At 61.4% G+C, this 22872-nt stretch carries 30 protein-coding genes; 17 read left to right on the top strand and 13 right to left on the bottom strand.

What is annotated here, in order from left to right; genetic code table 11:
• Positions 1–2: 2 nt before the first annotated feature.
• From urtD to ACCO56_RS14310, 3 genes are all read left to right on the top strand, one after another.
• Complete coding sequence (gene urtD / locus ACCO56_RS14320; RefSeq protein WP_433641420.1) at positions 3–752, top strand: urea ABC transporter ATP-binding protein UrtD; 750 nt, start codon at positions 3–5, stop codon at positions 750–752.
• A gap of 5 nt (positions 753–757) precedes the next feature.
• On the top strand, positions 758–1453 hold the full coding sequence (gene urtE, locus ACCO56_RS14315; RefSeq protein WP_433641419.1) for an urea ABC transporter ATP-binding subunit UrtE: 696 nt from the start codon (positions 758–760) through the stop codon (positions 1451–1453).
• Positions 1454–1728: 275 nt separating this feature from the next.
• Positions 1729–1905, top strand: coding sequence for a hypothetical protein (locus tag ACCO56_RS14310; RefSeq protein ID WP_433641418.1), 177 nt, complete (start codon positions 1729–1731; stop codon positions 1903–1905).
• Between the two features lie 120 nt (positions 1906–2025).
• Here ACCO56_RS14310 and ACCO56_RS14305 read toward each other — a convergent pair whose 3' ends face one another.
• From ACCO56_RS14305 to ACCO56_RS14295, 3 genes are all read right to left on the bottom strand, one after another.
• Positions 2026–2463 carry a hypothetical protein gene (locus tag ACCO56_RS14305; protein WP_433641417.1) on the bottom strand — a complete coding sequence of 146 codons (438 nt, stop codon included), beginning with the start codon at positions 2461–2463 and terminating at the stop codon, positions 2026–2028.
• Between the two features lie 187 nt (positions 2464–2650).
• Positions 2651–4183: an acyl-CoA carboxylase subunit beta gene (locus ACCO56_RS14300; RefSeq protein WP_433641416.1), complete on the bottom strand. Its 1533-nt coding sequence runs from the start codon at positions 4181–4183 to the stop codon at positions 2651–2653.
• A gap of 152 nt (positions 4184–4335) precedes the next feature.
• Entirely contained in the window at positions 4336–4776 is a 441-nt protein-coding gene (locus tag ACCO56_RS14295) for a VOC family protein (RefSeq protein WP_433641415.1), read from the bottom strand.
• 232 nt (positions 4777–5008) lie between these two features.
• Between ACCO56_RS14295 and ACCO56_RS14290 the strand changes: the two genes are divergently transcribed.
• From ACCO56_RS14290 to ACCO56_RS14280, 3 genes are all read left to right on the top strand, one after another.
• Positions 5009–5605 (top strand): cold-shock protein, encoded by a 597-nt coding sequence (locus tag ACCO56_RS14290; RefSeq protein WP_433641414.1) that lies wholly within the window; start codon positions 5009–5011, stop codon positions 5603–5605.
• Between the two features lie 79 nt (positions 5606–5684).
• Complete coding sequence (locus ACCO56_RS14285) at positions 5685–6182, top strand: DUF192 domain-containing protein (protein WP_433641413.1); 498 nt, start codon at positions 5685–5687, stop codon at positions 6180–6182.
• 54 nt (positions 6183–6236) lie between these two features.
• Positions 6237–6992, top strand: a complete 756-nt coding sequence (locus tag ACCO56_RS14280; protein WP_433641412.1) for an alpha/beta fold hydrolase — start codon at positions 6237–6239, stop codon at positions 6990–6992.
• Positions 6993–7140: 148 nt separating this feature from the next.
• Here the strand turns inward: ACCO56_RS14280 and ACCO56_RS14275 are convergent, their stop codons facing one another.
• From ACCO56_RS14275 to ACCO56_RS14265, 3 genes are all read right to left on the bottom strand, one after another.
• Positions 7141–7524, bottom strand: a complete 384-nt coding sequence (locus tag ACCO56_RS14275) for an SPW repeat protein (RefSeq protein ID WP_433641411.1) — start codon at positions 7522–7524, stop codon at positions 7141–7143.
• A gap of 192 nt (positions 7525–7716) precedes the next feature.
• The gene (locus ACCO56_RS14270) at positions 7717–8301 is read right to left on the bottom strand and encodes an HD domain-containing protein (protein ID WP_433641410.1); all 585 of its coding nucleotides are present in this window, start codon (positions 8299–8301) and stop codon (positions 7717–7719) included.
• A gap of 120 nt (positions 8302–8421) precedes the next feature.
• Positions 8422–9222: an enoyl-CoA hydratase-related protein gene (locus tag ACCO56_RS14265; protein WP_433641409.1), complete on the bottom strand. Its 801-nt coding sequence runs from the start codon at positions 9220–9222 to the stop codon at positions 8422–8424.
• A gap of 107 nt (positions 9223–9329) precedes the next feature.
• Here ACCO56_RS14265 and cysE point away from each other — a divergent pair, with 107 nt between their 5' ends.
• Both cysE and ACCO56_RS14255 read left to right on the top strand, forming a co-directional pair.
• Positions 9330–10178 carry a serine O-acetyltransferase gene (gene cysE / locus ACCO56_RS14260; protein WP_433641408.1) on the top strand — a complete coding sequence of 283 codons (849 nt, stop codon included), beginning with the start codon at positions 9330–9332 and terminating at the stop codon, positions 10176–10178.
• 130 nt (positions 10179–10308) lie between these two features.
• Positions 10309–10512, top strand: a complete 204-nt coding sequence (locus ACCO56_RS14255; protein ID WP_433641407.1) for a DUF3126 family protein — start codon at positions 10309–10311, stop codon at positions 10510–10512.
• Positions 10513–10524: 12 nt separating this feature from the next.
• On the opposite strand, the gene ACCO56_RS14250 is transcribed toward ACCO56_RS14255, so the two are convergent.
• Positions 10525–11265, bottom strand: coding sequence for a hypothetical protein (locus ACCO56_RS14250; RefSeq protein WP_433641406.1), 741 nt, complete (start codon positions 11263–11265; stop codon positions 10525–10527).
• Between the two features lie 199 nt (positions 11266–11464).
• Here ACCO56_RS14250 and ACCO56_RS14245 point away from each other — a divergent pair, with 199 nt between their 5' ends.
• Positions 11465–11992, top strand: a complete 528-nt coding sequence (locus tag ACCO56_RS14245; RefSeq protein ID WP_433641405.1) for a gamma carbonic anhydrase family protein — start codon at positions 11465–11467, stop codon at positions 11990–11992.
• Between the two features lie 99 nt (positions 11993–12091).
• Here ACCO56_RS14245 and ACCO56_RS14240 read toward each other — a convergent pair whose 3' ends face one another.
• From ACCO56_RS14240 to ACCO56_RS14230, 3 genes are all read right to left on the bottom strand, one after another.
• Positions 12092–12661 (bottom strand): transglutaminase-like cysteine peptidase, encoded by a 570-nt coding sequence (locus tag ACCO56_RS14240; RefSeq protein ID WP_433641522.1) that lies wholly within the window; start codon positions 12659–12661, stop codon positions 12092–12094.
• 426 nt (positions 12662–13087) lie between these two features.
• A complete protein-coding gene (locus ACCO56_RS14235) occupies positions 13088–13705 on the bottom strand; it encodes a PilZ domain-containing protein (protein ID WP_433641521.1) in 618 nt (205 codons plus the stop codon).
• Positions 13706–13826: 121 nt separating this feature from the next.
• Complete coding sequence (locus tag ACCO56_RS14230; RefSeq protein ID WP_433641404.1) at positions 13827–14453, bottom strand: PAS domain-containing protein; 627 nt, start codon at positions 14451–14453, stop codon at positions 13827–13829.
• 368 nt (positions 14454–14821) lie between these two features.
• On the opposite strand from ACCO56_RS14230, the gene ACCO56_RS14225 reads away from it, so the two are divergent.
• The 5 genes from ACCO56_RS14225 to ACCO56_RS14205 all read left to right on the top strand — a co-directional run bounded on the left by ACCO56_RS14225 (position 14822) and on the right by ACCO56_RS14205 (position 18695).
• Positions 14822–15550 (top strand): rhomboid family intramembrane serine protease, encoded by a 729-nt coding sequence (locus tag ACCO56_RS14225; RefSeq protein ID WP_433641403.1) that lies wholly within the window; start codon positions 14822–14824, stop codon positions 15548–15550.
• Between the two features lie 92 nt (positions 15551–15642).
• Positions 15643–16074 carry a CBS domain-containing protein gene (locus ACCO56_RS14220; protein WP_433641402.1) on the top strand — a complete coding sequence of 144 codons (432 nt, stop codon included), beginning with the start codon at positions 15643–15645 and terminating at the stop codon, positions 16072–16074.
• 143 nt (positions 16075–16217) lie between these two features.
• Positions 16218–17720 (top strand): Asp-tRNA(Asn)/Glu-tRNA(Gln) amidotransferase subunit GatB, encoded by a 1503-nt coding sequence (gene gatB / locus ACCO56_RS14215; RefSeq protein ID WP_433641401.1) that lies wholly within the window; start codon positions 16218–16220, stop codon positions 17718–17720.
• A 10-nt stretch (positions 17721–17730) separates the two neighbouring features.
• Positions 17731–18210, top strand: coding sequence for an N-acetyltransferase family protein (locus tag ACCO56_RS14210; RefSeq protein WP_433641400.1), 480 nt, complete (start codon positions 17731–17733; stop codon positions 18208–18210).
• Between the two features lie 14 nt (positions 18211–18224).
• Positions 18225–18695 carry an N-acetyltransferase family protein gene (locus tag ACCO56_RS14205; RefSeq protein ID WP_433641399.1) on the top strand — a complete coding sequence of 157 codons (471 nt, stop codon included), beginning with the start codon at positions 18225–18227 and terminating at the stop codon, positions 18693–18695.
• On the opposite strand, the gene ACCO56_RS14200 is transcribed toward ACCO56_RS14205, so the two are convergent.
• Positions 18676–19167, bottom strand: a complete 492-nt coding sequence (locus tag ACCO56_RS14200; RefSeq protein ID WP_433641398.1) for a hypothetical protein — start codon at positions 19165–19167, stop codon at positions 18676–18678. The two genes, ACCO56_RS14205 and ACCO56_RS14200, sit on opposite strands and share 20 nt — an antisense overlap.
• A gap of 168 nt (positions 19168–19335) precedes the next feature.
• Here ACCO56_RS14200 and ACCO56_RS14195 point away from each other — a divergent pair, with 168 nt between their 5' ends.
• The 3 genes from ACCO56_RS14195 to ACCO56_RS14185 all read left to right on the top strand — a co-directional run bounded on the left by ACCO56_RS14195 (position 19336) and on the right by ACCO56_RS14185 (position 20755).
• Positions 19336–19734, top strand: a complete 399-nt coding sequence (locus ACCO56_RS14195) for an NADH:ubiquinone oxidoreductase subunit NDUFA12 (RefSeq protein WP_433641397.1) — start codon at positions 19336–19338, stop codon at positions 19732–19734.
• 127 nt (positions 19735–19861) lie between these two features.
• A complete protein-coding gene (locus tag ACCO56_RS14190) occupies positions 19862–20305 on the top strand; it encodes a DUF2155 domain-containing protein (protein ID WP_433641396.1) in 444 nt (147 codons plus the stop codon).
• Between the two features lie 72 nt (positions 20306–20377).
• Positions 20378–20755, top strand: a complete 378-nt coding sequence (locus tag ACCO56_RS14185) for a hypothetical protein (protein ID WP_433641395.1) — start codon at positions 20378–20380, stop codon at positions 20753–20755.
• Here the strand turns inward: ACCO56_RS14185 and ACCO56_RS14180 are convergent, their stop codons facing one another.
• A complete protein-coding gene (locus tag ACCO56_RS14180) occupies positions 20756–21547 on the bottom strand; it encodes an ABC transporter ATP-binding protein (protein WP_433641394.1) in 792 nt (263 codons plus the stop codon).
• A 57-nt stretch (positions 21548–21604) separates the two neighbouring features.
• Positions 21605–22864 carry an ABC transporter substrate-binding protein gene (locus tag ACCO56_RS14175; protein ID WP_433641393.1) on the bottom strand — a complete coding sequence of 420 codons (1260 nt, stop codon included), beginning with the start codon at positions 22862–22864 and terminating at the stop codon, positions 21605–21607.
• Between the last annotated feature and the right edge of the window lie 8 nt (positions 22865–22872).

Raw genomic sequence — 22872 nt, 5'->3', positions numbered from 1 at the left:
TCATGGCCGGCCGCAGCCAAACGATCCTTTATCTCGATGGGGTGTCGGTCACCTTCGACGGTTTCCGTGCGATCAACAACCTTTCCCTCGTGCTCGACAAGGGGGAGATGCGGGCCATTATCGGACCGAACGGAGCCGGCAAGACGACGATGATGGACATCGTCACAGGCAAGACCCGTCCCGATCAGGGCGAAGTCTTTTTCGACGGCGACATCGACCTCACGCGGCATGACGAAACCGAGATCGCGATGCTCGGCATCGGGCGCAAGTTCCAGAAACCGACGGTTTTCGAAAACCACACGGTGGAGGACAATCTGGTCCTTTCCCTCAAGGGACCGCGCTCGATCCTATCGGCGCTGTTTCATCGATCCTCTCACGGCGAAAGCCGGCGTATCGAGGAGATACTGGCCGTCATCAGGCTGGAAACCAGGCGGCACGAGTTGGCGATGAGCCTCTCGCACGGCCAGAAGCAGTGGCTGGAGATCGGAATGTTGCTGGCGCAGGATCCGAAGCTGCTTCTGATCGACGAACCCGTGGCAGGCATGACCGATGCCGAGACGGAGGAAACCGCTCGGCTGCTGAAGGATATCGCAAGAAACCATTCGGTCATCGTGGTGGAACACGACATGCATTTCGTGCGCGAGCTCGGCGTGAAGGTCACCTGCCTTCACGAGGGAACCGTATTGTCGGAAGGTTCGCTCGACGCGGTCTCGGCCGACGAGCGCGTCATCGAAGTCTATCTGGGAAGGTGAGCGGCATGCTGGAGGTCACCGACGCCACCTTGCACTACGGCGCCGCCCAGGTCCTGCGCGGGGTATCGCTGACGGCGCGAGCCGGCCGGATCACCTGCGTGCTTGGTCGCAACGGCGTCGGGAAGACGAGTTTGATGAGATCGATCGTCGGCCATCATCGGCTGACATCGGGAAGCGTAGCCTTCGAGGGGAAGGCGCTCGACCGGAGCGCGGCGTACGATCGCGCCCGGTCGGGCATCGCATTCGTGCCTCAGGGGCGGGAGATTTTTCCGCTCCTGACGGTGAAGGAGAACCTCGAGACAGGCTTTGCGCCGCTCGGGCGCGACGAGCGTCACATCCCGCCTCACGTCTTCGAACTTTTCCCGGTGTTGCGGCAGATGCTGGCCCGGCGCGGCGGAGATCTCTCCGGCGGCCAGCAGCAACAACTGGCGATCGGCCGCGCGCTCGTTATGCGACCGAAGCTGCTCGTGCTCGACGAGCCTACCGAAGGGATCCAGCCATCGATCATAAAGGATATCGGCCATGCCATTCGCTATATGCGCGACAAGGCTGGGATAGCGGTGCTGCTGATCGAGCAATATCTCGATTTCTGCCGGGAGCTCGCCGACGAAGTGAACATCATGGACCGCGGCCAGGTCGTGCATACCGGCCCAGCCAAGGATCTCGACCGGCAGGAAGTGAGGAGACACCTGACAGTCTGATGTCGATCACCCGAATCCGACACGCTTTAAGACGTAGGTATGGGAAATCTTGCGTGAAGCTGGAGATTGCCGAGCAGAAGTCATGGACTTGCCGAATATGCTTGGCGTGTCGAAGATTTTTCGGTGCCTGCTCAAGTAAGGTGATGCTATCATCATAGCATGATTCGAGGATGCGTTGCTCCTCGCGTTGGCGCGTTGACGGCATGAAGCCGCCCTGGCCGGTATCCCTGATCGTAAATCTCCGAGTCCGATCCTGTCTTGGCAAGGATTGACTGATGCAGATCGCAATCGATGACTGTGCGAAGCGACGCCTCACGGAGCGCGTCGACATAATGACGGCCGTGAACATACTGGAGTCGCGAGGCGTCCCGCGCGAGGACCTCGTCGTGGAGATGACGAAGATTTTCTACGTCGATCTCGATGAGTTCAATCGGGTGATGAGACGGTCTTGAAGGACGCTGAAGTTTAAAAAGATAGTCCACGTCGGCGTGATGTTGGCCGATGCGTTCAACATTTCGTCCTTCGGTCCGCCGAACCCGGCGGACCGCCAATTCTTTGCTTACCCTCGCGGCTCAACCGGAGAGGGCGTGGCGCAGGCGGGCGAACCAGCCTCCGCGTCCTGCATTCATTGCCGAGCGGACGCGTTTGGCGGCGCTTGCCGCGCTCATCGTCTCGCCCAGATGGCAATAGCAGACGATTTCGTGCAACTGCCAGTCAGTCAGCTCGAAGTAGCGTTTTGCCTCGCCATAGGTGTCTCCGCCGAGCCCGTCCGACCGCAGGATCGGGTCTTCGAAGGCTACGGAGAGAGGAGAGTCCGGACTACGCATTTCCGCCCGTCTCTCCGGCGGCTGATACTCCGTCCCGTGGAGCGTTGCGAGGCGCCGATCCCTCTGTCTTTCAAGCAGATCGGCCCAACGATGAAGCCGCTCGCTCCGCGTAAGCGGGGCGGGAGGTGCGTCGGGGTGTACTTCGGCAATGACTTTTAACTGGTCTATGCTTTGGTGCTTCATGCTGGCCTCCATTCCCGTAGAGGATCGTGGCCCAGCCCCCTTTCTTATAGAGGAAGCCTGACTCCAAGATTCAGAGAAGTCCAGCGTTTTTCCCTGGCCGAGAATTCACAAATTAGTGGCGATCCCCCGAGGCATCCTCCCCTTTCCTCAGGATTTTTTTCTTCATGGGTGAAAAAGCGTCGCCGCCTTAAAGCGGAATGTTGTCGTGCTTCTTCCAGGGGTTATCCAGGTTCTTGTTCCGCAGAAGCCGGAGTGCCCGCGCCACGCGCCGTCGGGTGGAGTGCGGCATGATCACTTCGTCGACATAACCGCGCTCTGCGGCCGCGAAAGGGGAGAGGAAGCGGTCCTCATAGACCTTTGTGTGCCGGGCGATCTTCTCGGGATCGGCAATGTCCTTGCGGTAGATGATTTCCACCGCGCCCTTGGCGCCCATCACCGCGATCTGGGCAGTCGGCCAGGCGTAGTTGATGTCGCCGCGGAGATGCTTGGAAGCCATGACGTCATAAGCACCGCCGAAGGCTTTCCTGGTGATGATCGTGACTTTCGGCACCGTCGCCTCGGCATAGGCAAAAAGCAATTTCGCGCCGTGCTTGATCAGCCCGCCATATTCCTGCGCCGTGCCCGGCAGGAAGCCCGGCACATCGACGAAGGTGACGATAGGTATGTTGAAACAGTCGCAGAAGCGCACGAAGCGCGCGGCCTTGCGGGAGGCATCGGAATCCAGAACTCCTGCAAGCACCATCGGCTGGTTCGCCACGAAACCGACGGTGCGTCCCTCTATCCGCCCAAAGCCCGTCACGATGTTCTTCGCGAAGGACGGCTGGATTTCGAAGAAATCGCCTTCGTCGGCGGTTTTCAGGATCAGTTCCTTAATGTCGTAAGGTTTGTTGGCATTGTCGGGAATGAGCCGGTCGAGCGACGTGTCGGGCTCGGTGACCGATTGATAGCACTCGATCTCGGGCAGGTCGGACGTGTTCGAAGCAGGCAGGAAGTCGATGAGCCGCCGCATCTGTAACAGCGCCTCGACGTCGTTGTCGTAGGCGCCGTCGGCGATCGAGGACTTGGTCGTATGGATCGACGCGCCACCGAGTTGTTCGGCCGTCACCGTTTCGTTGGTGACTGTCTTCACCACGTCCGGCCCCGTGACGAACATGTAGGAAGTGTCGCGCACCATGAATATGAAATCGGTCATGGCCGGCGAATAGACGTCGCCGCCGGCGCAAGGGCCCATGATCACGGAAATCTGGGGAATGACGCCCGACGCCAGCACATTGCGCTGAAAGATCTCCGCATAACCGCCAAGTGCGGCAACGCCCTCCTGGATGCGCGCTCCGCCGGCATCATAGAGGCCGATGATCGGCGCCCGGTTTCTCAGCGCCATGTCCTGAACCTTCATCACCTTCTCGGCGTGGGCCTCGGAAAGCGAGCCTCCGAAAACGGTGAAATCCTTGGCGAAAAGGAAAACCGGTCGGCCGTTGACCGTGCCCCAGCCGGTCACCACGCCGTCTCCGGCGATCTTCGTCTTCTCCATGCCGAAATCGGTGGAGCGATGTTCGACATACATGTCGAACTCTTCGAAGGAGCCTTCGTCGAGGAAGATGTCGATGCGCTCGCGAGCGGTCAGCTTGCCGCGCCCGTGCTGCGCCTCGATACGTGCCTGGCCGCCGCCGGCGCGCGCAATATCGCGGCGGCGCTCGAGTTCCTTCAGCACATCTTTCATGGGGTTCTCCTCGACCGGCCCTGCATCGCTGGCCCGAAAATCGAGGCCGATTTCCGAGCCGTAGCGCAGATTAAATCTCCGGAGCGGCCGGACAGGCCGAGCTCCGAGGATGTGTTAACATGCCGTCCGGGGAGCGCAAGCGGGCAACCGCCCTACCAGGTGCCGGTGTTGGGCATCGATGCCCACGGTTCCTTCACCGGGAGCGGTTCGCCTTCCTGAAGCAACTCGATGGAGATATTGTCGGGCGACTTCACGAAAGCCATGTTGCCGTCGCGGGGCGGCCGGTTGATGGTGACCCCCATGTCCATCAGCCGCTGACAAGTCTCGTAGATATTGTCGACCTTATAGGCGAGGTGGCCGAAATTGCGCCCGCCTGTATAGGTTTCCGGGTCCCAGTTATAGGTGAGCTCGAGCTCCGGAGCGCGGTTGGCGGCGGACGAGGCGTTGTCCTTCGGGGCGGCGAGGAAGATCAGGGTAAAGCGGCCCTTTTCGTTCTCGATGCGGCGGACCTCCTCGAGGCCGAGTTTGTTGCAATAGAAGTCGAGCGAAGCATCGACATCGGTCACGCGGACCATTGTGTGGAGATAGCGCATGGCGTCTTTCCTGTTCGATGGGATTCGGATGTCGGAGGAAAACATAGGGCGCGATTCCTGTTTCGGGCAACCTTCGTGGTGTACGCCTTGGGGCCGCTGAAGATGACCCACAGTAATCTTCGGTTCGAAAAGGTGAAAAAAGGCGATGCGGCCCTTGCGTCCAGGCGAATACGAGATGTTATTCTCACTGCAAGAATCAATGCGGCGTGAACACAGGAAAGGGGGTGCTCGGATGGGGGAAAAAGCCTCTTTCATGGGCCTCGGCGCGGGAACGAGGAACGACGCGTCGACCCGGGACGATGGCGGAGATACCACCGAGCTGTTCGAAGTATCGGGCGCCATCAAATGGTTCGACGTCGCCAAGGGCTTCGGTTTCATCTTGCCCGACCAGCCCGGCATTGGCGATGTTCTGCTCCATGTCACCTGTCTGCGGCGCGATGGCTTCCAGACGGCTCTTGAGGGTGCGCGCGTCGTTTGCCTCGCCCGACGTGGCGAGAGGGGCATGCAGGCCTTCCGTGTGATCACCATGGACAGTTCGACCGCGGTGCACCCGGCGGAGCTACAGCAGCGCACCCATGTCTCGGTGGCGCCGGAAAGCGGTCTGGAGCGTGCGCTGGTGAAGTGGTTCAATCGGACCAAAGGCTTCGGCTTTCTCACGCGCGGTGACGGTACCGAAGACATCTTCGTCCACATGGAGACGCTGCGCCGCTACGGCATCGCCGAACTGAGACCGGGACAGGTCGTGCTCGTTCGCTTCGGGCGTGGCGACAAAGGCCTTATGGCCGCCGAAATCCACCCCGATATAGGGACGCTGCCGGTTTCCCATTGATAGCGGTCGGGTCCCACGAAAGACGATCCGGAGCTTCGGGGCTCGTTCGTTCGGGGCAGCGGTACCGCGAGGGGAGTCCATGTCTCGATATTCCTGGCTGATCGCTTCCATTTTTCTTGCCGTTTCGAGCGTGTCGTTCTCCGGGGTGCCGACCGCGGCTGCCGACAACCGGGCCATGATGCTGCCCGTCGATCCGGTACCGCTCGTCGCCGAGACATCGGGCGGAAACCGAAGCTTCCGCATCGAGATCGCGGATGACCCTCTCGAGCGTCAGCGTGGGCTGATGTTCCGCGACGAGATGGACGACACCAGGGGCATGCTCTTCGTCTTCGAGGAAACGAGCGAGGTCGGCTTCTGGATGAAGAATACTCCCTTGCCGCTCGATCTCATCTTCATTGGGGAGGATGGCCGTGTGCGCGCTGTTCTTCCGGGCGAGTCCTTTTCCGAGGCGGTGATATCGCCCGGCGTGCCTGTGCGCTTCGTACTTGAAGTCAAGGCCGGCATCGCCGAAAAGGCGGGCGTCGAGGAGGGCGATCGCATCCGTCACCCGGCGGTCGACAGGATCGCGGGGAACTGAGCATTCGCCTCGCCGATGGGGACCAGGAACGCAGATCAGGAATTGTCAGCCATTATGGAATTCTTCGCCCACGACGGGTTCGACATCGGTTTCATCGACGAGGGGCAGGGGGAACCTGTCCTTCTGATTCACGGCTTCGCCTCGAGCCACATGGTCAACTGGGTGTCGCCCGGATGGGTGAAGACACTGACCGACGCCGGCTACAGGACGATCGCCCTGGACAATCGCGGCCACGGCGCGTCGACCAAGAGTTACGATCCTGAGGACTACACCCCCGACCGCATGGCGGGTGATGCCGCAGCCCTAATAGCTCATCTCGGGCTGCCTCGCGCCCATGTAATGGGATATTCGATGGGCGCCCGGGTTGCCGCTTTCCTCGCGCTCCAGGAGCCGGCGATGGTCGCCACACTCGTCTTCGGTGGCCTGGGCATCGGCATGGTGGACGGAGTGGGGGATTGGGATCCGATCGCTGCTGCGCTTTTGGTCGCCGATCCCGCCGAGATCGCCACGTCGCGAGGAAGGATGTTTCGAGCCTTTGCCGATCAGACCAAGAGCGACCGCCAGGCGCTGGCGGCCTGCATTGCCACGTCGCGCGAGCTTCTGACGGAGGCGGACATGGCGCGCATCATGCAACCGACCCTGGTGGCGGTCGGCACGAAGGACGATATCGGTGGCGATGCTGACGCGCTGGCGGCCCTCATGCCGAACGCAGAGAGCTTCGTGATCGAAGGGCGCGATCACATGTTGGCGGTGGGCGATCGCACTTTCAAAAAACGCGTGCTTGAATTTCTGCGCGAGCATCCGCTTTAAGCGGTTGTTCATGCATGCCGTTTGCCCAAACCGCTGCTTTGGGCGACATGCATTGGACTTGCAGACCGCCAGGCCTGAAACGTGCGCATTGCGCGACCGTCGGCAGATCGTCGGCGGTCGCTTCGTCAATGCCCCCGCGCCTGGTTCGTCAGGCTGTGAGGCTACGGTTGCGATCCTGCCACAGTTCGAGAAGCGCGAGCAGGCCAACGGCCGCGCCCAGAATCACGTGCCAGGTTCGCAGCGTGCCCGTGTAGTTGAGGACGTAGGGCGAGATAATCATCCAGATGCCGGCGACGAGCACCAGGAATTCTTCCCACCGCCGCAACGCGTATTGCTCCAGAGCACTGATCACGATGATCGCGGCGCCGACGAGCGCGGTGATCCCCACCACGCGGCGATCGCCGCCAGCGTCGCCAAAGAACCTGAACATCGGCGATATCATGATGACAAAGCCGAGGATCATCGTGAGGATGTCCTCCCAGCTTCGATGTTCCATCAGCCCGAAGCGGCCGGTTCTATCGGTTGTTGCCATGACGAGACTCCTCTAGGCTCATTCGAGCGTAGCCCAAACGTCCACGAGGATATGTGCGCTCTAGCCCAACCCTCGGCCGGACGCCCGTACGCACTCCCAATATTATCTCAACAAAGCCTAGACAAATCAACGGATCCGCTAGGGAGCGCCGTGTCCGGCACCGGCGCAAATCCCTTGAAGACAAGCTGGCGCTCAGAGACGGGCAAGCGATCGGGACAGGTTTTCGCGCGCTTTGGTCTCACAGGCAGTCCGGAAGATATCGGTATGGAAGATATGTTCGCGCGACAGAAAGCGTTGAAGGACGGAGCGGCGGCCTGTTCGCCAGTCGGCTTCGCTGACCCAATCATATTCGCGTCTGACGCCCGCCTCGTAAGCGTCGAAGACATGGGGTGGTGCGCCGAGGATCGAAAGATCCATGTCGAGGAAGAGGGCGGCATCCCGCAACGCCGCCGGATCGTCGAAATCCGGAAGCGCGTGTCCCGCCGTCGCTTCGATCATTCCGGTGATATGCCGGAGCCGCTTCGGTTCGACACGGCTGGCCAGGCGTTCTCCGGCCAAGGCCGCGCTGCGCAGTTCATTGTCTGCCCTGCGGCTGTCGTAAACGACGTCGTGGAACCAGATGGCGGCTTCGACGGCGTCGGGATCCGCAAGTTCACGATGATACTCAGCAGCAAGGCGCAACAGCTCCTTGATGTGGGCAAGGCCGTGATAGTGGCGATCAGCGGCTCCATAGAGAGCTTCGAGCTCCGCCTTCAAAGGACCAGCGATCAACGTCATCGATGCGCGCTCACGACTACAGCGCGTCGCGTGAAAAAGGATTCACGCGACGCGCTGTAGATTCTTGATTTAGCCCATGTCTTTTTCCCGAAACCGCTGCACACTTTCGGGAGACATGCTTTAGCGCCCCTCGAAGAGAGGACGCCTTTTTTCCATGAAGGCGCTGCGGCCTTCGGCATAGTCGAGGCTGTCGAAGGTGGCGTCGCCCAACACCCTGGCATGCTCGATATCATCGGCAGCGCCGGAAAGCGCCGCCCTGACCGCCGCCTTGGACGCGCGCACCGACAACGGTGCGTTGCCGGCGATCGACCGCGCGATTTCCGTAATGCGCTCGTCAAAGCGGCTGGGCTCGACGATCTCGAGCAGAAAGCCGGCGGCGAGGGCGGCGGCGGCGTCGATGCGTGCCGCGGTAAAAGCGAGATACCGCGCCGCCTGCGGCCCGAGGGCCTCGACAATGTCGCCCATTGCATCGTGAGGATAGGCCAGACCGAGCCGTGCCGCCGGCACGGCGAATTGTGCATCGGGCGTGGCAACCCTCAGGTCGCATGCGGCAGCGATGCCGAAGCCGCCGCCGAAGCAAACACCTCGGATCGCCGCGATCACCGGCACGGCGGCGCGCCGGATGGCGGCGAAGGCTGCCGAGTTCGCGGCCTCGTAGGCGCGGGCGTCGTCGCCGCCCGAACGCAGGCTTGCGAACTCGCCAATGTCGGCGCCGGCCGAGAAATCACCTCCTTGACCTGTTATCACGATGGCGCGTGTTGCCCGGTCGTCGGCGGCTGTCGCCACGCGTGTTGCGAGCTGGCGCCACATGGCGTGGGTGATCGCATTCTTCTTTTCCGGGCGGTTGAAGGTGATCGTGACGACACCGCCGTCGCTGTCGGTGATCAAGGTCTCGTTTTCCATCGCGACTTGAATTTCCATGAACCAAATCCATTTGACACAGCGCTAACGAAAATAGAATTCAATCGACCCTCGCCTTCACCTATAATCGCTCGATCAAGGCAAACTGCGGCTACGGAGACTGCCCCATGAATTCCATCAGCATCGCACGCAGCGGGCATCTGCAGCCGGTCGACCCGATCTGGCGATCGATCAGGGATGAAGCGATCGAAGCGGTCGAGCGCGATCCGCTGCTCGCCGCCTTCCTTTACGCCACGATCCTCAATCATGACACCCTCGAAGACGCGGTCATCCATAGGATCGCGCAGCGTCTTGATCATCAGGACCTCAGTGCGGACCTGATCCAGCACACGTTCAAATCCATGCTGAAGGACGATCCGAACTGGAGCTCGGTGGTCCGGACGGACATCCAGGCCTATTACGACCGCGATCCGGCCTGCGACCGTTTCATCATGCCCGTGCTCTACTTCAAGGGCTTCCACGCGATCCAGACACACCGCCTGGCGCATTGGCTGTGGAACCAGGGCCGCAAGGATTTCGCGCTTTATCTTCAGAGCCGATCCTCGGCCGTGTTCCAGACCGACATCAACCCGGCGTCGAAAATGGGTAAGGGCATTTTCATCGACCATGCCACCGGTCTCGTGGTTGGCGAGACGGCCGTGATCGAAGACAACGTGTCTATCCTGCATGGCGTCACGCTGGGTGGAACCGGCAAGGCCGGGGGCGATCGCCATCCGAAGATCCGTTACGGCGTGCTGATCGGCGCGGGCGCGAAGATCCTGGGCAATATCGAAGTCGGCCACTGCGCAAAGATCGCGGCCGGTTCGGTCGTTCTCTCGCCGGTGCCGCACAACAAGACCGTAGCCGGTGTTCCGGCGCGCGTGGTCGGTGAAACCGGTTGCGACCAGCCGTCGCGTCAGATGGATCAGCTGCTGCCGTCCCAGTCGATGGATCACGTCGTCAGCTTCGACATTTGACGGCGAACCGACCGCTCGTGCCGCAGGTCTGGTGTGGGCCGGCCGAGGATTGCCTTTACACGGCTGCTCCGTACATGCCAGAAGCGCTTTCCCAAGCGAACCCGCAGAGCCATATAACCGGAGAAAAGTCGTGAAGCCGGAAGAAATCAAAAAACTCGACGCCTATTTCAAGCGCACCTTCCAGAACCCCAAGTTGCAGGTGAAGGCGCGGCCGCGCAAGAACGATTCGGCGGAAGTCTATGTCGGTGACGAGTTTCTGGGCATCGTCTTCAAGGACGAGGACGATGGCGACTACAACTTCTCCATGGCGATCCTCGACGTCGATCTGGCCTGAGTCGACAGCTCTTTAGCGTGACTGGCGGGCCGTGCTGACGAAATCCCCGGCCCGCGCAAGCACGGCGGCATCCAACGCACGCCACCCCTGCAGCAGCTCGCGGGGAAAACGATAGGTCAAGCTCAGATTGTCGCCGACATGGAGGTCGCGCTCGCATGGCGCCAGCGATTCCTCCGCGCTCATGCCGATCAGGCACCGCGCGACGAAAGGCTGCCCGGTCGAAGTTTCAGCCACGGCCAAAACCTCGTTGAGGTAACCGGAGTTCGGCTTGAACTCGTAAAGCACCAGCCCGCCAGGGGCCGGTGTGCCCTTGTCTTCGATCAGGGATCGGTAGATAGGCTCGAAGCGGCCACTCATATCGCGGGACATTATGCGATGTTCGAAGGTGAGGAACAGGATGCGACGGCTGCCGCCGACATGATTGAAGTCGTCGCGCGTTTCAGCCGAATAGCCGCGCATGTCGGGCCAGCGTAGATAAAGATCGAGGCGGTCGGCGATTCCGTCGCGGCGGGCCCGCTCGAAACGAATCGCATTGGCCGGCGCAGCCACGACATCGTTGCCGATCACTGTCTCATGGATAGTCGTATCTTCCGTGTGTCCCGCGAGGGAAACGGACCTGCCGAACCATTTTCCACCCACGCTGATGGCCACAGACAGGAGAGCCATGGCAAGGAAACCGTAGAAGACGCGCATCATGAAGGACGAATCGACGAGCTTTACCTCGTCATCGTCGAGCGTGATCGAATTCTTCATGCGTGCCTTCTGCCGTGTGTTTTCCGAACGGCGCCGATGGCGCTGTCCTGCCAAGCCTCAACGACATTGTCTGCTTATGGTAAACGAGCCGTAAAAGACGCGCCTGGGAAGCGATTTCGAGCCTGACAGGTCGCCCTTGCATCGACTGTGTCGATGGTTAGTGTGGCCGAGCCATCGATTGCGTGCCGAAGGGAACCCCATGCCGCTTTATGAACTGGACGAGGCGAAGCCCAGCTTCGACGATCAAGAGAGCAATTTCATCGCCCCGGACGCGACGATCATCGGCAAGGTACATGTCGGTCGCGACGTCGGCATCTGGTACGGCGCGGTCATCCGTGGCGACAACGAACCCATCGTCATTGGCGAAGGCTCCAACGTGCAGGAGCACACGGTGATGCATACCGATATCGGCTTTCCCCTGACGGTGGGGAGAGGCTGCACGATCGGCCATCGGGCGATGCTGCATGGCTGCACCATCGGCGAGAACAGCCTGATCGGAATGGGTGCGACCGTGCTCAATGGAGCGAAGATCGGGCGTAATTGCCTAGTCGGAGCGGGCGCACTGGTCACCGAAGGCAAGGAGTTTCCCGAAAATTCGTTGATTGTCGGGAGCCCCGCTAAAGTTGTTCGTACATTGGACGACAAGGCGGTTGCGCGCCTGCATGCCTCGGCGGCGCATTATGTCGCCAACGCGCGGCGCTTCAAGACGGGGCTGAAGAAGCTCTGAGCCAAACCGACGGAGCCGGCCCCTCTTGGGAGGCCGGCTCCTGAACCCGATCGTTCGGGGCGGGGAGTGGGGCTCGACCGGGTTTTCCCTGCCGATCGGTTATTGCGAGGGAACGCTGCCGACGGCGACGGCGCGGCCGTCATTGATAGACACCCAGGCCCCTGAGTTCCGTTCCGACTGGCGCTTCAAATAGGTGTATTCGGTTTCGTGCCAGGCCAGGATGCGCGGCTCGAGATTGTCCAGGATGAAATCGCCCCGGCTGGTCCGCACGGTCAGCACGGCATGGCCGTCGCCATTGGGCTGACGCACCACCGTGATGAGCAGGTCCCCAGCCGGCACGCCGAGCTTCATCAACTCGCGGCGTTTCTCCAGCACATAGTCCTCGCAATCGCCGACGCCGTCGGGATACGACCAATATTCCTCGCGGCCCCAGATCTCCAGGTCGGTGCGCGGCGTCACGGTCGTGTTCACGGCGGTGTTGATGCCGACCATCGCCGTCCAGAGTGTGCGGGTCAGCTCGATGGGCCGGTGCTTGCCGGTGACCTGCCGGCACTCCTCCGGCAGGCGCTGGCAAAATTCGTAATGCCCGACAGGCTGTGTCGCGCGTCCGCCCGTCGGCATGTATGATGCGCCGGCCTGAGCGATGCCGGTCCACAGGACCAGCGGCATGACGAGCGCGAGAAGGCTGCTCTTGATCCCGGTCAATTTTGTGTCTCCCCGTTTGAGAGCACAATGACAGGGTCGGATTTATTCGATGCAAAATCGCCTAGTATTTATTGAATTAACTTGGAAAGAACCTGGAAATAGGTGTGTATTCGAAGAATATAATTTGCTTCAAATTTTAGCCATTGCGTCGATGTTCGGGGTGGGGACTCATGTGCAAGCCCCGGTCGCCTCGGTGACGGACAAGCGATCTTTCCAGCGCTTTCATGACAAGGGCAGGAACGCGCCTTGAAACATCAAGGCATGTGGTTTCGAGCAGGCCGTCCGATAGGAGCGACGAGCTGCGAGGCGGTGGCGGAAGGGGCTGGGATGGCGGATCGGCGCGCGGAGGCTACACGCGAAAACAGCGCTTTGTCACGCCGCGCCGGCTTTTTATGATTGCCGGCCGTTGAACTCGGAGTCGAGCGATTCCGGTCTTTGGACAACCGCGAACTCGATTGCCACGCCGTCCTCGAAGTGACGCACCACTCGACCTCGCATCGTGCCGAGCGCGACCTGCACGCCCAGGGCCGGCCTGACATCGATCTCGACCGCGGCTCCGGAGAGCGACAAGTCGATGATGCGGCACTGATATTCCCGGCCGTCGGAAAGCTGCAGCGTGCTCATCGGATTGCGTGGGGCGACGCGCTCGTGCCGTCGATCTTCCGGCAGATCCAGCTCGTGCCTGTTGGCAAGCCAGGTGAGCTGTGCGGCGAGCTTGTCCTTCTTGCGGTCGGACGCGATCACGGTCATGGCGAAGCCGTCGTCGAGGTTTCGTGTGACGACCCCTTCGACACGGCCGATATGATCGAGATAGGCGATCACCTTCTCGCCCGGCGCGCCCTGGCGATCGGCTCGGAAGGCGACGTTCCCCGGCGACATGTCGATAACCTGGCACGGATGCTCGCTGCGATCCTCCAGCATGAAGCGGCCGTAAATCTTGATCCGGACACGCTGGAAATTCCGGCGCTCCGCCCTGGACGGCGCGAGATCGACCGCCGCTGGCCTCATCATATGCCTCAATCCGTTCGTCTGCTTCCCTCATGCGATCGCGAGGGATTCAACGAAGGATAGAAGCGAGTGGGTTAAGAACCAGTAAGTTCGGGCCTTCCGAAGCCTGTGGATCTCGTGGTCAGGTGCGGCCTCCGTCAAGCACCACGAGATGCCTGATCCGTCTGCCGAGTCGCGGCGCTCCGCCCAAGGCGGCGTCGCTGGGAACGAGGCCGGGCACGGGGATTGCCGGTCGGTTTGCAAGGAACAGCGGTTCCCGATCAGGGTCGATGACCCGCACGGCCTCGATCCGGGCTTCGCGAACGGGTTCGACGCCCAGCCACAGAGGCCGCCTGTCAGCGGACAGAATGCCCATGCAGCGAGGACTTTCGGCGCCGCCATCAAGCGGCAGCAGCAGGAGTTCGAACGGTATCATCCGCCCGTCGCGATTCACGCCGCTGAAGTTCACGATCGCGACGGATTTCATCGCGAAGACGCCAAAGGTGATGCGGGCGATCAGCCGCTGGTCTTTTTCCTTCCACAATGACGGGAAGGAGAACCCCTTGAGCTCGCGGCCATAGGTTGCGCACAGCCTCGTGCCTGCCAGGCGGAAGACCGCTTCCTTGCGCGCGTCTTCTTCGAGGATGAATGTATCGGCCAGCAGCGACTTGATATCGGACGGCTCGATCTCCGTGCGCCTGGGTGCACGGCGTCCGCTCCGCAATCTATTCCAGTAGTGGAACAATTGAATGGATCCGTCCTGTTTCATGCCGCGCCGCTCCCCGTTGCGCCATCCCGTTGTGCCATCGGTGAACAGATTCGCTCCTTTCCGATGGCCTACATGCGTTGCCCTGCACGCGGCATGCCAGCGGCCGTTAACCTTTATTCACGAGCCGGCCCGGTTAGGGTTAACGAATGGTTTCCGTTGATCGGGCCGAAGCTGCATGGCACATCCGCCGCCACAGGGGAGACGGTCGCAGCCAAGCGGCCGCGGCGTTTCGAAAGAGGCGCTCAGAAGTCCGAGCAGGGGGCTCGACCAGCCGTCCGGGGGAAACCTTGGGCGGCTTTTCCTTTGCCGATTTTCCACCGCTGTTCTAGACGACCACTATCTGGCCACTGGATGATCAGCGAGACGGAATGGATAGTAACAGGAACGATGCCTCCCCGGAAATGCCGGCCAGGGGACGCGAGCCGGTGTTCAACCTGCCGGCGATCGTCGCGCTGCTGATCGGCGTGTGCGTGGCGGTCTATCTCATGCAGGCCTACGTCCTGACGGACCAGCAATATCTGGCTCTGCTGCTACGGGGCGCCTTTATTCCCGTACGCTACTCGGGCCAATACGCGCTGGACGTCTATGCTTTCACGACGCCTTTCACCTACGCGTTCATGCATGGCTCGCTGGCGCATCTCGCGGTCAACATGATCTGGCTCGCGGCTTTCGGCTCGCCGCTTGCCAACCGCCTCGGCAGCGGGCGTTTCCTGTTGTTCTGGGCCGTCACCAGCCTGGCCGCCGTGGGGCTTCATTATGTCCTGCATCCTCTCGATCAGGCTCCGCTCGTCGGCGCGTCGGGCGCGATCTCGGGGATGATGGGTGCTGCCGCGCGGTTCGGTTTCCGGACCAGCAGAACGGCGGGCAAGCCGTCCTTCGACGGGCCGCTGCTGCCTTTCGCGGATGTCTTGCGCTCGCGCGCCGCGATGACGTTCCTGGCCGTATGGATGGTGATCAATCTCGTGACAGGGCTGGTGGGCATGGCGCCGGGCGTCGATCAGATCGCCTGGGAAGCCCACATAGGCGGCTTCCTGGCCGGTTTCCTCGGTATCGGCTGGTTCGTGAGGCGAGACGGGCCGCGATCCCGTGGGGACTGATCGGCCCTTTCGCGAAGCACAGCCTTGAAATGCCGTTACGTCAAGAGCACCATAGAAGAGGGGGCTCGCGGCAGAATGTTTTGGAGGCAGCCATGACGGTGAAGGCAATCCTGGAACAGAAGGGTCACGACGTCCTTACGATCGGCCCCAATGCGAAACTCTCGGAAGCCATCCGCACGCTCGCCGAAAACAGGGTCGGCGCGCTTGTCGTGACCAATGGCGATGGCAAGGTGGTCGGCATGCTTTCCGAACGGGATATCGTCCGCGTCCTGGCCAAGGACGGGGCGTCCGCCCTCGATCATCCGGTGCGGGACGGCATGACCGCGAAGGTCAAGATCTGCAACGAGCATCATACGGTCCACGAGGTCATGGAGATCATGACGGTCGGCCGTTTCCGCCACATCCCTGTCGAGAAGGACGGGCAACTCTACGGAATCGTGTCGATCGGCGACGTGGTCAAACGGCGCATCGAGGATGTCGAGCGAGAGGCGGAAGACATTCGCACCTACATCGCGACCGCCTGAACCATCCTATAGGTGCGGGGAGGCGGACTGTCGCGACAGGCCAGCCAGCCCTTGCCTCGCCAGCCGGTTTGCACTAGCGAAGGCCGATCTATTCGGTCCCGCGGACCACGCGTTGCGCGGGGCTAGCAAACGACAGGGCCTTCATGACCATCATCGATACCCGCACGCCAGACCCCAAGCGTCTCATCCCCGGCGCCACCGGCGATTGGGAAGTCATCATCGGCATGGAGGTCCATGCCCAGGTCACCTCGGAATCCAAGCTCTTTTCAGGTGCGTCGACGGCATTCGGCGCGGCGCCCAACGCCAATGTCAGCCTTGTGGACGCGGCCATGCCCGGCATGTTGCCGGTGATCAACGAAGAGTGCGTGCGCCAGGCGATCCGGACCGGCCTTGGTCTCAAGGCGAAGATCAATCACAAGTCGGTCTTCGACCGTAAGAACTATTTCTATCCGGATCTGCCGCAGGGCTACCAGATCTCGCAATACAAACAGCCGATTGTCGGCGAGGGCACCGTGACGGTTTCCGTCGGCCCCGACAACAAAGGCAATTTCGAGGATATCGAGGTCGGTATCGAGCGGCTGCACCTGGAGCAGGATGCGGGCAAGTCGATGCACGACCAGCATCCGACGCTTTCCTATGTCGATCTCAATCGCTCCGGCGTCGCGTTGATGGAGATCGTTTCCAAGCCCGACATGCGCTCTTCCGAAGAGGCCAAAGCTTTTCTGACCAAGCTGCGTTCGATCGTGCGCTATCTCGGAACCTGCGACGGCAATATGGATGAAGGTTCGATGCGGGCCGACGTCAATGTCTCGGTCCGCCGGCCGGGCGCGCCCTTCGGCACACGCTGCGAGATCAAGAACGTCAACTCGATCCGCTTTGTCGGCCAGGCGATAGAATACGAGGCGCGCCGGCAGATCGCTCTTCTCGAAGACGGCGGCAGCGTCGAGCAGGAAACGCGCCTGTTCGACCCTAACAAGGGCGAAACCCGCTCGATGCGCTCCAAGGAAGAAGCACATGATTACCGCTACTTCCCCGATCCGGATCTCCTGCCGCTCGAATTCGACCAGGCCTATGTCGACGCGCTCGCTTCGGATTTGCCGGAACTGCCGGACGAGAAGAAGGACCGTTTCGTCTCTGTGCTCGGCTTGTCCGCATATGACGCATCGGTGCTGGTCTCGGAAAAGGCGATCGCCGACTATTTCGAGCAGGTCGCAGGAGGGCGCGACGGCAAGACAGCCGCCAACTGGGTGATCAACGACTTCCTCGGCGCCTTGAACAAGGCCGGGAAAGATATTGAGAACGCTCCGGTTTCGCCAGTTCAGATCGGAGCGATCATCGACCTGATCAAAGAAGGAACCATTTCCGGCAAGATTGCCAAGGATCTCTTCGAGATCGTGTGGAGCGAGGGCGGCGACCCGCGCGAACTGGTCAAGAGCCGCGGCATGCAACAGGTCACGGACACCGGTGCCATTGAGAAGGCGGTGGACGAGGTGATCGCCGCCAACCCCGACAAGGTCGAGCAGGCGCGCGCCAAGCCGACGCTTGCCGGCTGGTTCGTGGGCCAGGTGATGAAGGCGACCGGCGGCAAGGCCAATCCGCAGGCGGTGAACGCGCTGGTCAAGGCCAAGCTTGGCATCGAGGAATAGGCCCGAAACCATGTTCGTCCGGACGGCGAGCGAACGCGATTTGGCTGCGATCCGCTCGCTGCTGGTCGAGACATGGCATGCTACCTATGACGAAATCTACGGGCCCGCCCGGGTCACGGAGATCACCGACGAGTGCCACTCCATCTCCGCGCTGAGAGCGCGCCTGACCTGTCCGAATTCCGAGTTCCTGGTTGCCGATAACGGCAAGGAAATCGGTGGAGTGGCTTTCGCCGTGGCCGAGGACGGCGGCGCGACGGTCGTGCTTCGCCAGCTCTACGTCCTGCCGCGGCAACAAGGGCGCGGCATCGGTGGGATGTTGCTGGACGAGGTGATCGAGAGCTTTCCGGAAGGCCGCGCCATCCGCCTGGAAGTCGAGTCGGCCAACGGCCGAGCCGTCGCCTTCTATGAGGGACAGGGCTTTGTCGCCAGGAGAGGTGCCACGCAAGATACCGATGGTGGCACGATGGTCATGGAGCGAGCGCTTGGCTGAGAAAGATACGAGCCGTGAGTTTTGACGGGGATCTCGTCATTCGCCGGGCCGTGGCGGCCGACATTCCGTCGTTGGTCGCGCTTTTCGCCGACGACGCAGTGGGGGGGCATGGCGACACCAGGGATCCCGCCGCGCTGCCGGACTATGAAGCCGCGTTCCGCAGGATCTTCGATAGCCCGAACGATACACTTTATGTCGCGGAACTCGGCGGCGACGTCGTCGGCACGTTTCAGACCACGCTGACCACCACGATGACGGCAAGAGGAGCGACCAACCTCACGATAGAGGCGGTCCAGACGCGAGCGGATCTGCGCGGCCGCGGCATTGGTGCGGCGATGATCGGCTTCGCCGTAGAAAAGGGGCGGGAAACCGGTGTCAGGCTGGTGCAGCTGACATCCAACAGCAAGCGCGAGGCCGCGCATCGCTTCTATCATCGGCTCGGATTCACCCAGAGCCACGTCGGCTTCAAGATGAAGCTGAGGTGAGGGCTGCGTATTCTTCTTTGGCGATGCGTCTTATGTAGACTGCGAATTCCGGGTCTTCTCCGGGCAGGAGCTGCGGCAATGCCGCTCGGAAGTCCTCCCGGCGGCACCACTCGCGCATGAAATCCTCCCATGAGCGCCATCGTCGCTCCCTGTGGGGCGGCATCTTCTCGTCATGGACGGCAAGATAAGCTTGCTCGAAGAGCGAAATCAGGATCCCGAACATGGTAAGCATACGCTCGGTCTGCTCTTCGCTGAGGCCTGAAGTGGCTTCGATCGACTGCAGCTTGAGATCAGGATGCTGTAGGGCGAGCTTGAGGAAATCGATATAACGGTCGGAAAGCAGCTGGTAAATTTCCTCTTCCTCGTTGCGGCGCTGTTTTCGCTGTTCGTAGACGAAGACGAAGACAGCCAGCGGCAGACCGACGATGGTGACGATGTGAGTCATGATTTCCAGAACGGTCATCAATGCCATGGTGCAATCCTGATGCGGCCTTCACGCGCGTCATTGCCTGTGCCGCGTCGCTCGACGGCGCGACGATAAGTCGGGATTCAATCGCTGCCAATCGCGCCGAGACCCTTGCCTAAGCGCTTGGCTGACGCCATAAGGCGGGGACCGGTTCGACCGGCGACGAGGAACGGTATGAAGAAATTCCTGCTTCAGTTTTTCACTTGGTGGAACGGCCAGACGCTCGGGACCCGTTTCCATACCTGGCGTCGCGGCGTTCGCGTCGGCGAGGATGAGTTCGGCAACGTCTATTATGAAGGTGGCCAGGATACGGAAGGCCGCACACGGCGCTGGGTTATCTATTCCGGCTATTCGGAAGCCTCCGCGATTCCGCCCGGTTGGCACGGCTGGATGCACCATCGCGTCGACACGCCGCCCAGCAAGGAAAACTACAAGCCGCGCGATTGGCAGAAGCCGCACAAGCCGAATCTCACCGGCAGCGCCGCAGCCTACCGCCCCAAAGGTTCGGTGCTTGGCAATACCCATCGGCCTCAGGTGACCGGCGATTATGACGCCTGGACGCCGGGCAACTGAAACACCCGACAGAAGTGTTGGAGGGGCAGGATTACTTTTGTCGCCACAATTGCCGCGTAACCGATTTCGGTACTTCAATGCTGCGCCGGCCAAAAAACCGTGCGCTGCTGGCCCTGCGGTTTCCCGGATGACCAACGACAGATTGCCGTTCCCTGCAAAACGAATCCGTATCGGCCTTGCGGCGTTGCTTGCCGCGACTTTGGTTGCCGCGCCTGCGGCCCGCGCCGAGCGAATCTCAAACCCGGTGGCCGAATTCACCGGCATCGACAAAATCACCGGCCGTATCATCACCTTCGATGTCTATATCGACGAAACGGTGCAGTTCGGGGCCCTGCAGGTGACGCCGCGCGTCTGCTATTCCCGCCCAAACACGGAAGAGCCCAAGACGGATTCCTTCGTCGAGGTGGACGAGATCACGCTGGACCGCAAGATCCGTCGCATCTTCACCGGATGGATGTTCGCGCAGAGCCCAGGCCTCAATGCGGTCGAGCACGCCGTCTATGACGTCTGGCTGAAGGACTGCAAGCAGAAGTCCGATGTTCCGCCTCCCGAGGCGTCCAAGTCGAACTGAGCCACGCCGCTCCCGGCTGGAACTTTTCCCGCGTCTCTTCCGTTGCCAGACCTCAGAGACGAGGTTTCATCGATGAAAGCCGCCATGGACGAACTCCTGGCCCTCGAAAGGGCATTTTGGACGGGCGATCGCCGTTTCTTCGAGAAGAACACCGACGCCGAGTGTCTCGTGGCGTTTTCACCGGACATGGCGGGCGTGATGGAGAACAAGGAGCTCGCGGCCACCGTTCAGGACGGGAATCGTTGGAAAACGCTTGATCTCGATCTCAAGGGAACGATGCAGCCCTCCGACGATTTCTTTCTCCTGACCTATGAAGCCAAGGCGATGAGGGCCGATGGGGACGAGTATCACGCGCTGGTGAGTTCCGGCTATGTGCGCCGGGCCGACGGCTGGAAAATGATGTTCCACCAGCAGACACCAGTACCGGCCGCGCACCGAAGCCCGCGCTGATCAGGCCAGCCAGCGCTTACGTCGGCGATAGTGTTTGACGGCGTGGTAGTCTACCTGCGACGTGCCGCCGAGATAGGCCTGCTGGATGTCAGGATTGGCTTTCAGCGCCTCGGCCGTGCCGCTCATGACGATGCGGCCCTGCTCGATCAGATAGGCCGAATGCGCGACATCAAGCGCGGCGATGGCGTTCTGCTCGACCAGCAGGATGCCGGTACCGGACTGCGTATTGATTCGCCGGATGATGTCGAAGATCTCGTCAACCAGGAAAGGTGCCAAGCCGAGCGACGGCTCGTCGAGCAGGATAAGCTTCGGCTTGGTCATCAGTGCGCGGGCGATCGCAAGCATCTGCTGCTCCCCGCCCGACAGGTAGCCGGCCTTGGCGCCGGCGCGCTGGGCAAGGCGCGGGAAAAGCGTGAACATCTCTTCCGACAATCGCTTCACCTCGGCGCGATCGGAATGCATCGAGGTGGCCGCGAGCAGATTCTCCTGTGGCGTCAGATGCTCGAAGACGCGCCGCCCCTCCAGCACATGCACCAGCCCGTGGCGCACCCGCTCGGGTGGATCCATGGCGAGCACGTCCTGACCCTGGAACAGGATCTGCCCACGCGAGACGTTGCCACGCTCGGCCTTGAGCAGGCCGCTGATCGATTTCAACACGGTGCTCTTGCCGGCGCCATTGGCACCGAGCAGAGCCACCAGCCCGCCTTCCGGTACCTCGATCGAGACGCCTTTCACGGCCAGGAAGACGCTGTCGTAGACGACCTCGACGTTATTCAGCGAAAGAAGCGCCATCCGAATGTTCCCGCGAAAAAGAAAGTGGGGCGCGGTGTGGAAACCGCGCCGCCTGTGTCACTTGCCGGTCTCCTTGAACACGGCCGACGATTTCTTGATCTCCTCCCAGACGATGTCCTGGTTGGCCGAGAAGAAGTCGGAGTCCGGCGCGAACTTCGAGCCGTCCCAATGCGCTATGCGGGCCTTGCCGCCGCCCTGATGATCCTCTGGCGTCACGCTCGTCGGCGGAATCAGCCCTTCGGCCTCGAAATTCGATATCGAGGTCAGGCCAGCGTTGAGCCACTCCCCGGTGACAGGTCCGTCCGGCGCCTTCTCGAAAGCCTTGCGCACGCCCTCGACCATCAGTGCCGCTAGCATTACCCCGTAATTGTAGTAGGCCGTGCCGACCTTGTTCTCCGGACCAGCACCTTTGCCGGGCTCCACCACTTCCTTCAGGATGTCCTGGATGAGCTTCGGCTCGCGGCCGGAGACGCAAGGCTCGACCTTGAGCACGCCGGTGGCGGCAGCAGCACCCACCACATCCATATCGGATTCCGACAGCCATACGCTGGAAGAGACGCGGTCCATCGAAAGGCCATTGCGGATCGCCTCGGTGAGGGCGACCGTCTGGCCCACACCCGCGCCCCAGAACATCGTCCAGTCCGGACGGGCGCGGCGTACCTGCGGCCAGATCGCCGACTGATCGTTGCCGGGCGGGGTGTAAGGGAAAGCGACGAGCTCAAAGCCTTCCTTTTCGGCCAGCTTCTCGAGGATCGGTAGCGGCTCCTTGCCGAATGGCGTGTCGATATGGACGTAGCAGATCTTCTTGCCTTGCAGGCTGCCGCCGTCCTTCTGCTTGAAGTAGTCGATGAGGAGTGCTGCCTGGGTCCAGTAGTTCGGCGAAAGCGGCAGCACATAAGGGAAGACCGTTCCGTCCGCGGCGTCGGACCGGCCCGAGAAGGCGGTGATCAGGTTGATCTTGTCTTCCAGCGCGCGCGGAACCAAGGCGCGGGCGACCGGCGTCGACAACGGATCTATCAGCACCGCGCCACCGGCCTTGGCGCGCTCATAGGCTTCGATCGCACGCGGCTGGTCATTGCCGTGGTCCGACACGTCGGCGACAATCTGGTAGCCATTGATGCCGCCGCGGGCGTTGACCAGGCTGATATAGTCGCGCTGGCCCTGGTTGTATTCGGCTGTGACGAAAGTATAGACCTTGGTGAAGTCCTGCGGCATCGAGAACTTGATCACCTTGTCCTGCGCGGCGGCGATGCGGATCGGCATCTGCGACATCAGCGCGGCGGCGGCCGTCGCTGTCAGAAATGTCCTGCGTTCCATCGAAAAAA

Origin of the sequence: Mesorhizobium sp. 1B3, from assembly GCF_050958605.1 — a bacterium.
Lineage (GTDB): Bacteria > Pseudomonadota > Alphaproteobacteria > Rhizobiales > Rhizobiaceae.
This window is presented reverse-complemented; position numbering and strand designations above follow the sequence as displayed.

Bases quoted from the DNA above. Each gene is read 5' to 3' on its own strand.
- ACCO56_RS14245 (WP_433641405.1), top strand. From the start codon at position 11,465: ATGCCGCTTTATGAACTGGACGAGGCGAAGCCCAGCTTCGACGATCAA.
- ACCO56_RS14270 (WP_433641410.1), bottom strand. From the start codon at position 8,301: ATGACGTTGATCGCTGGTCCTTTGAAGGCGGAGCTCGAAGCTCTCTAT.
- gatB (WP_433641401.1), top strand. From the start codon at position 16,218: ATGACCATCATCGATACCCGCACGCCAGACCCCAAGCGTCTCATCCCC.
- ACCO56_RS14185 (WP_433641395.1), top strand. From the start codon at position 20,378: ATGAAAGCCGCCATGGACGAACTCCTGGCCCTCGAAAGGGCATTTTGG.
- ACCO56_RS14305 (WP_433641417.1), bottom strand. From the start codon at position 2,463: ATGAAGCACCAAAGCATAGACCAGTTAAAAGTCATTGCCGAAGTACAC.
- ACCO56_RS14240 (WP_433641522.1), bottom strand. From the start codon at position 12,661: ATGCCGCTGGTCCTGTGGACCGGCATCGCTCAGGCCGGCGCATCATAC.
- ACCO56_RS14250 (WP_433641406.1), bottom strand. From the start codon at position 11,265: ATGAAGAATTCGATCACGCTCGACGATGACGAGGTAAAGCTCGTCGAT.
- ACCO56_RS14280 (WP_433641412.1), top strand. From the start codon at position 6,237: ATGGAATTCTTCGCCCACGACGGGTTCGACATCGGTTTCATCGACGAG.
- ACCO56_RS14310 (WP_433641418.1), top strand. From the start codon at position 1,729: ATGCAGATCGCAATCGATGACTGTGCGAAGCGACGCCTCACGGAGCGC.
- ACCO56_RS14220 (WP_433641402.1), top strand. From the start codon at position 15,643: ATGACGGTGAAGGCAATCCTGGAACAGAAGGGTCACGACGTCCTTACG.
- ACCO56_RS14175 (WP_433641393.1), bottom strand. From the start codon at position 22,864: ATGGAACGCAGGACATTTCTGACAGCGACGGCCGCCGCCGCGCTGATG.
- ACCO56_RS14285 (WP_433641413.1), top strand. From the start codon at position 5,685: ATGTCTCGATATTCCTGGCTGATCGCTTCCATTTTTCTTGCCGTTTCG.
- ACCO56_RS14235 (WP_433641521.1), bottom strand. From the start codon at position 13,705: ATGAGGCCAGCGGCGGTCGATCTCGCGCCGTCCAGGGCGGAGCGCCGG.
- ACCO56_RS14275 (WP_433641411.1), bottom strand. From the start codon at position 7,524: ATGGCAACAACCGATAGAACCGGCCGCTTCGGGCTGATGGAACATCGA.
- ACCO56_RS14190 (WP_433641396.1), top strand. From the start codon at position 19,862: ATGACCAACGACAGATTGCCGTTCCCTGCAAAACGAATCCGTATCGGC.
- ACCO56_RS14295 (WP_433641415.1), bottom strand. From the start codon at position 4,776: ATGCGCTATCTCCACACAATGGTCCGCGTGACCGATGTCGATGCTTCG.
- ACCO56_RS14290 (WP_433641414.1), top strand. From the start codon at position 5,009: ATGGGGGAAAAAGCCTCTTTCATGGGCCTCGGCGCGGGAACGAGGAAC.
- ACCO56_RS14230 (WP_433641404.1), bottom strand. From the start codon at position 14,453: ATGAAACAGGACGGATCCATTCAATTGTTCCACTACTGGAATAGATTG.
- urtD (WP_433641420.1), top strand. From the start codon at position 3: ATGGCCGGCCGCAGCCAAACGATCCTTTATCTCGATGGGGTGTCGGTC.
- cysE (WP_433641408.1), top strand. From the start codon at position 9,330: ATGAATTCCATCAGCATCGCACGCAGCGGGCATCTGCAGCCGGTCGAC.
- ACCO56_RS14265 (WP_433641409.1), bottom strand. From the start codon at position 9,222: ATGGAAATTCAAGTCGCGATGGAAAACGAGACCTTGATCACCGACAGC.
- ACCO56_RS14225 (WP_433641403.1), top strand. From the start codon at position 14,822: ATGGATAGTAACAGGAACGATGCCTCCCCGGAAATGCCGGCCAGGGGA.
- ACCO56_RS14200 (WP_433641398.1), bottom strand. From the start codon at position 19,167: ATGGCATTGATGACCGTTCTGGAAATCATGACTCACATCGTCACCATC.
- ACCO56_RS14210 (WP_433641400.1), top strand. From the start codon at position 17,731: ATGTTCGTCCGGACGGCGAGCGAACGCGATTTGGCTGCGATCCGCTCG.
- urtE (WP_433641419.1), top strand. From the start codon at position 758: ATGCTGGAGGTCACCGACGCCACCTTGCACTACGGCGCCGCCCAGGTC.
- ACCO56_RS14300 (WP_433641416.1), bottom strand. From the start codon at position 4,183: ATGAAAGATGTGCTGAAGGAACTCGAGCGCCGCCGCGATATTGCGCGC.
- ACCO56_RS14180 (WP_433641394.1), bottom strand. From the start codon at position 21,547: ATGGCGCTTCTTTCGCTGAATAACGTCGAGGTCGTCTACGACAGCGTC.
- ACCO56_RS14195 (WP_433641397.1), top strand. From the start codon at position 19,336: ATGAAGAAATTCCTGCTTCAGTTTTTCACTTGGTGGAACGGCCAGACG.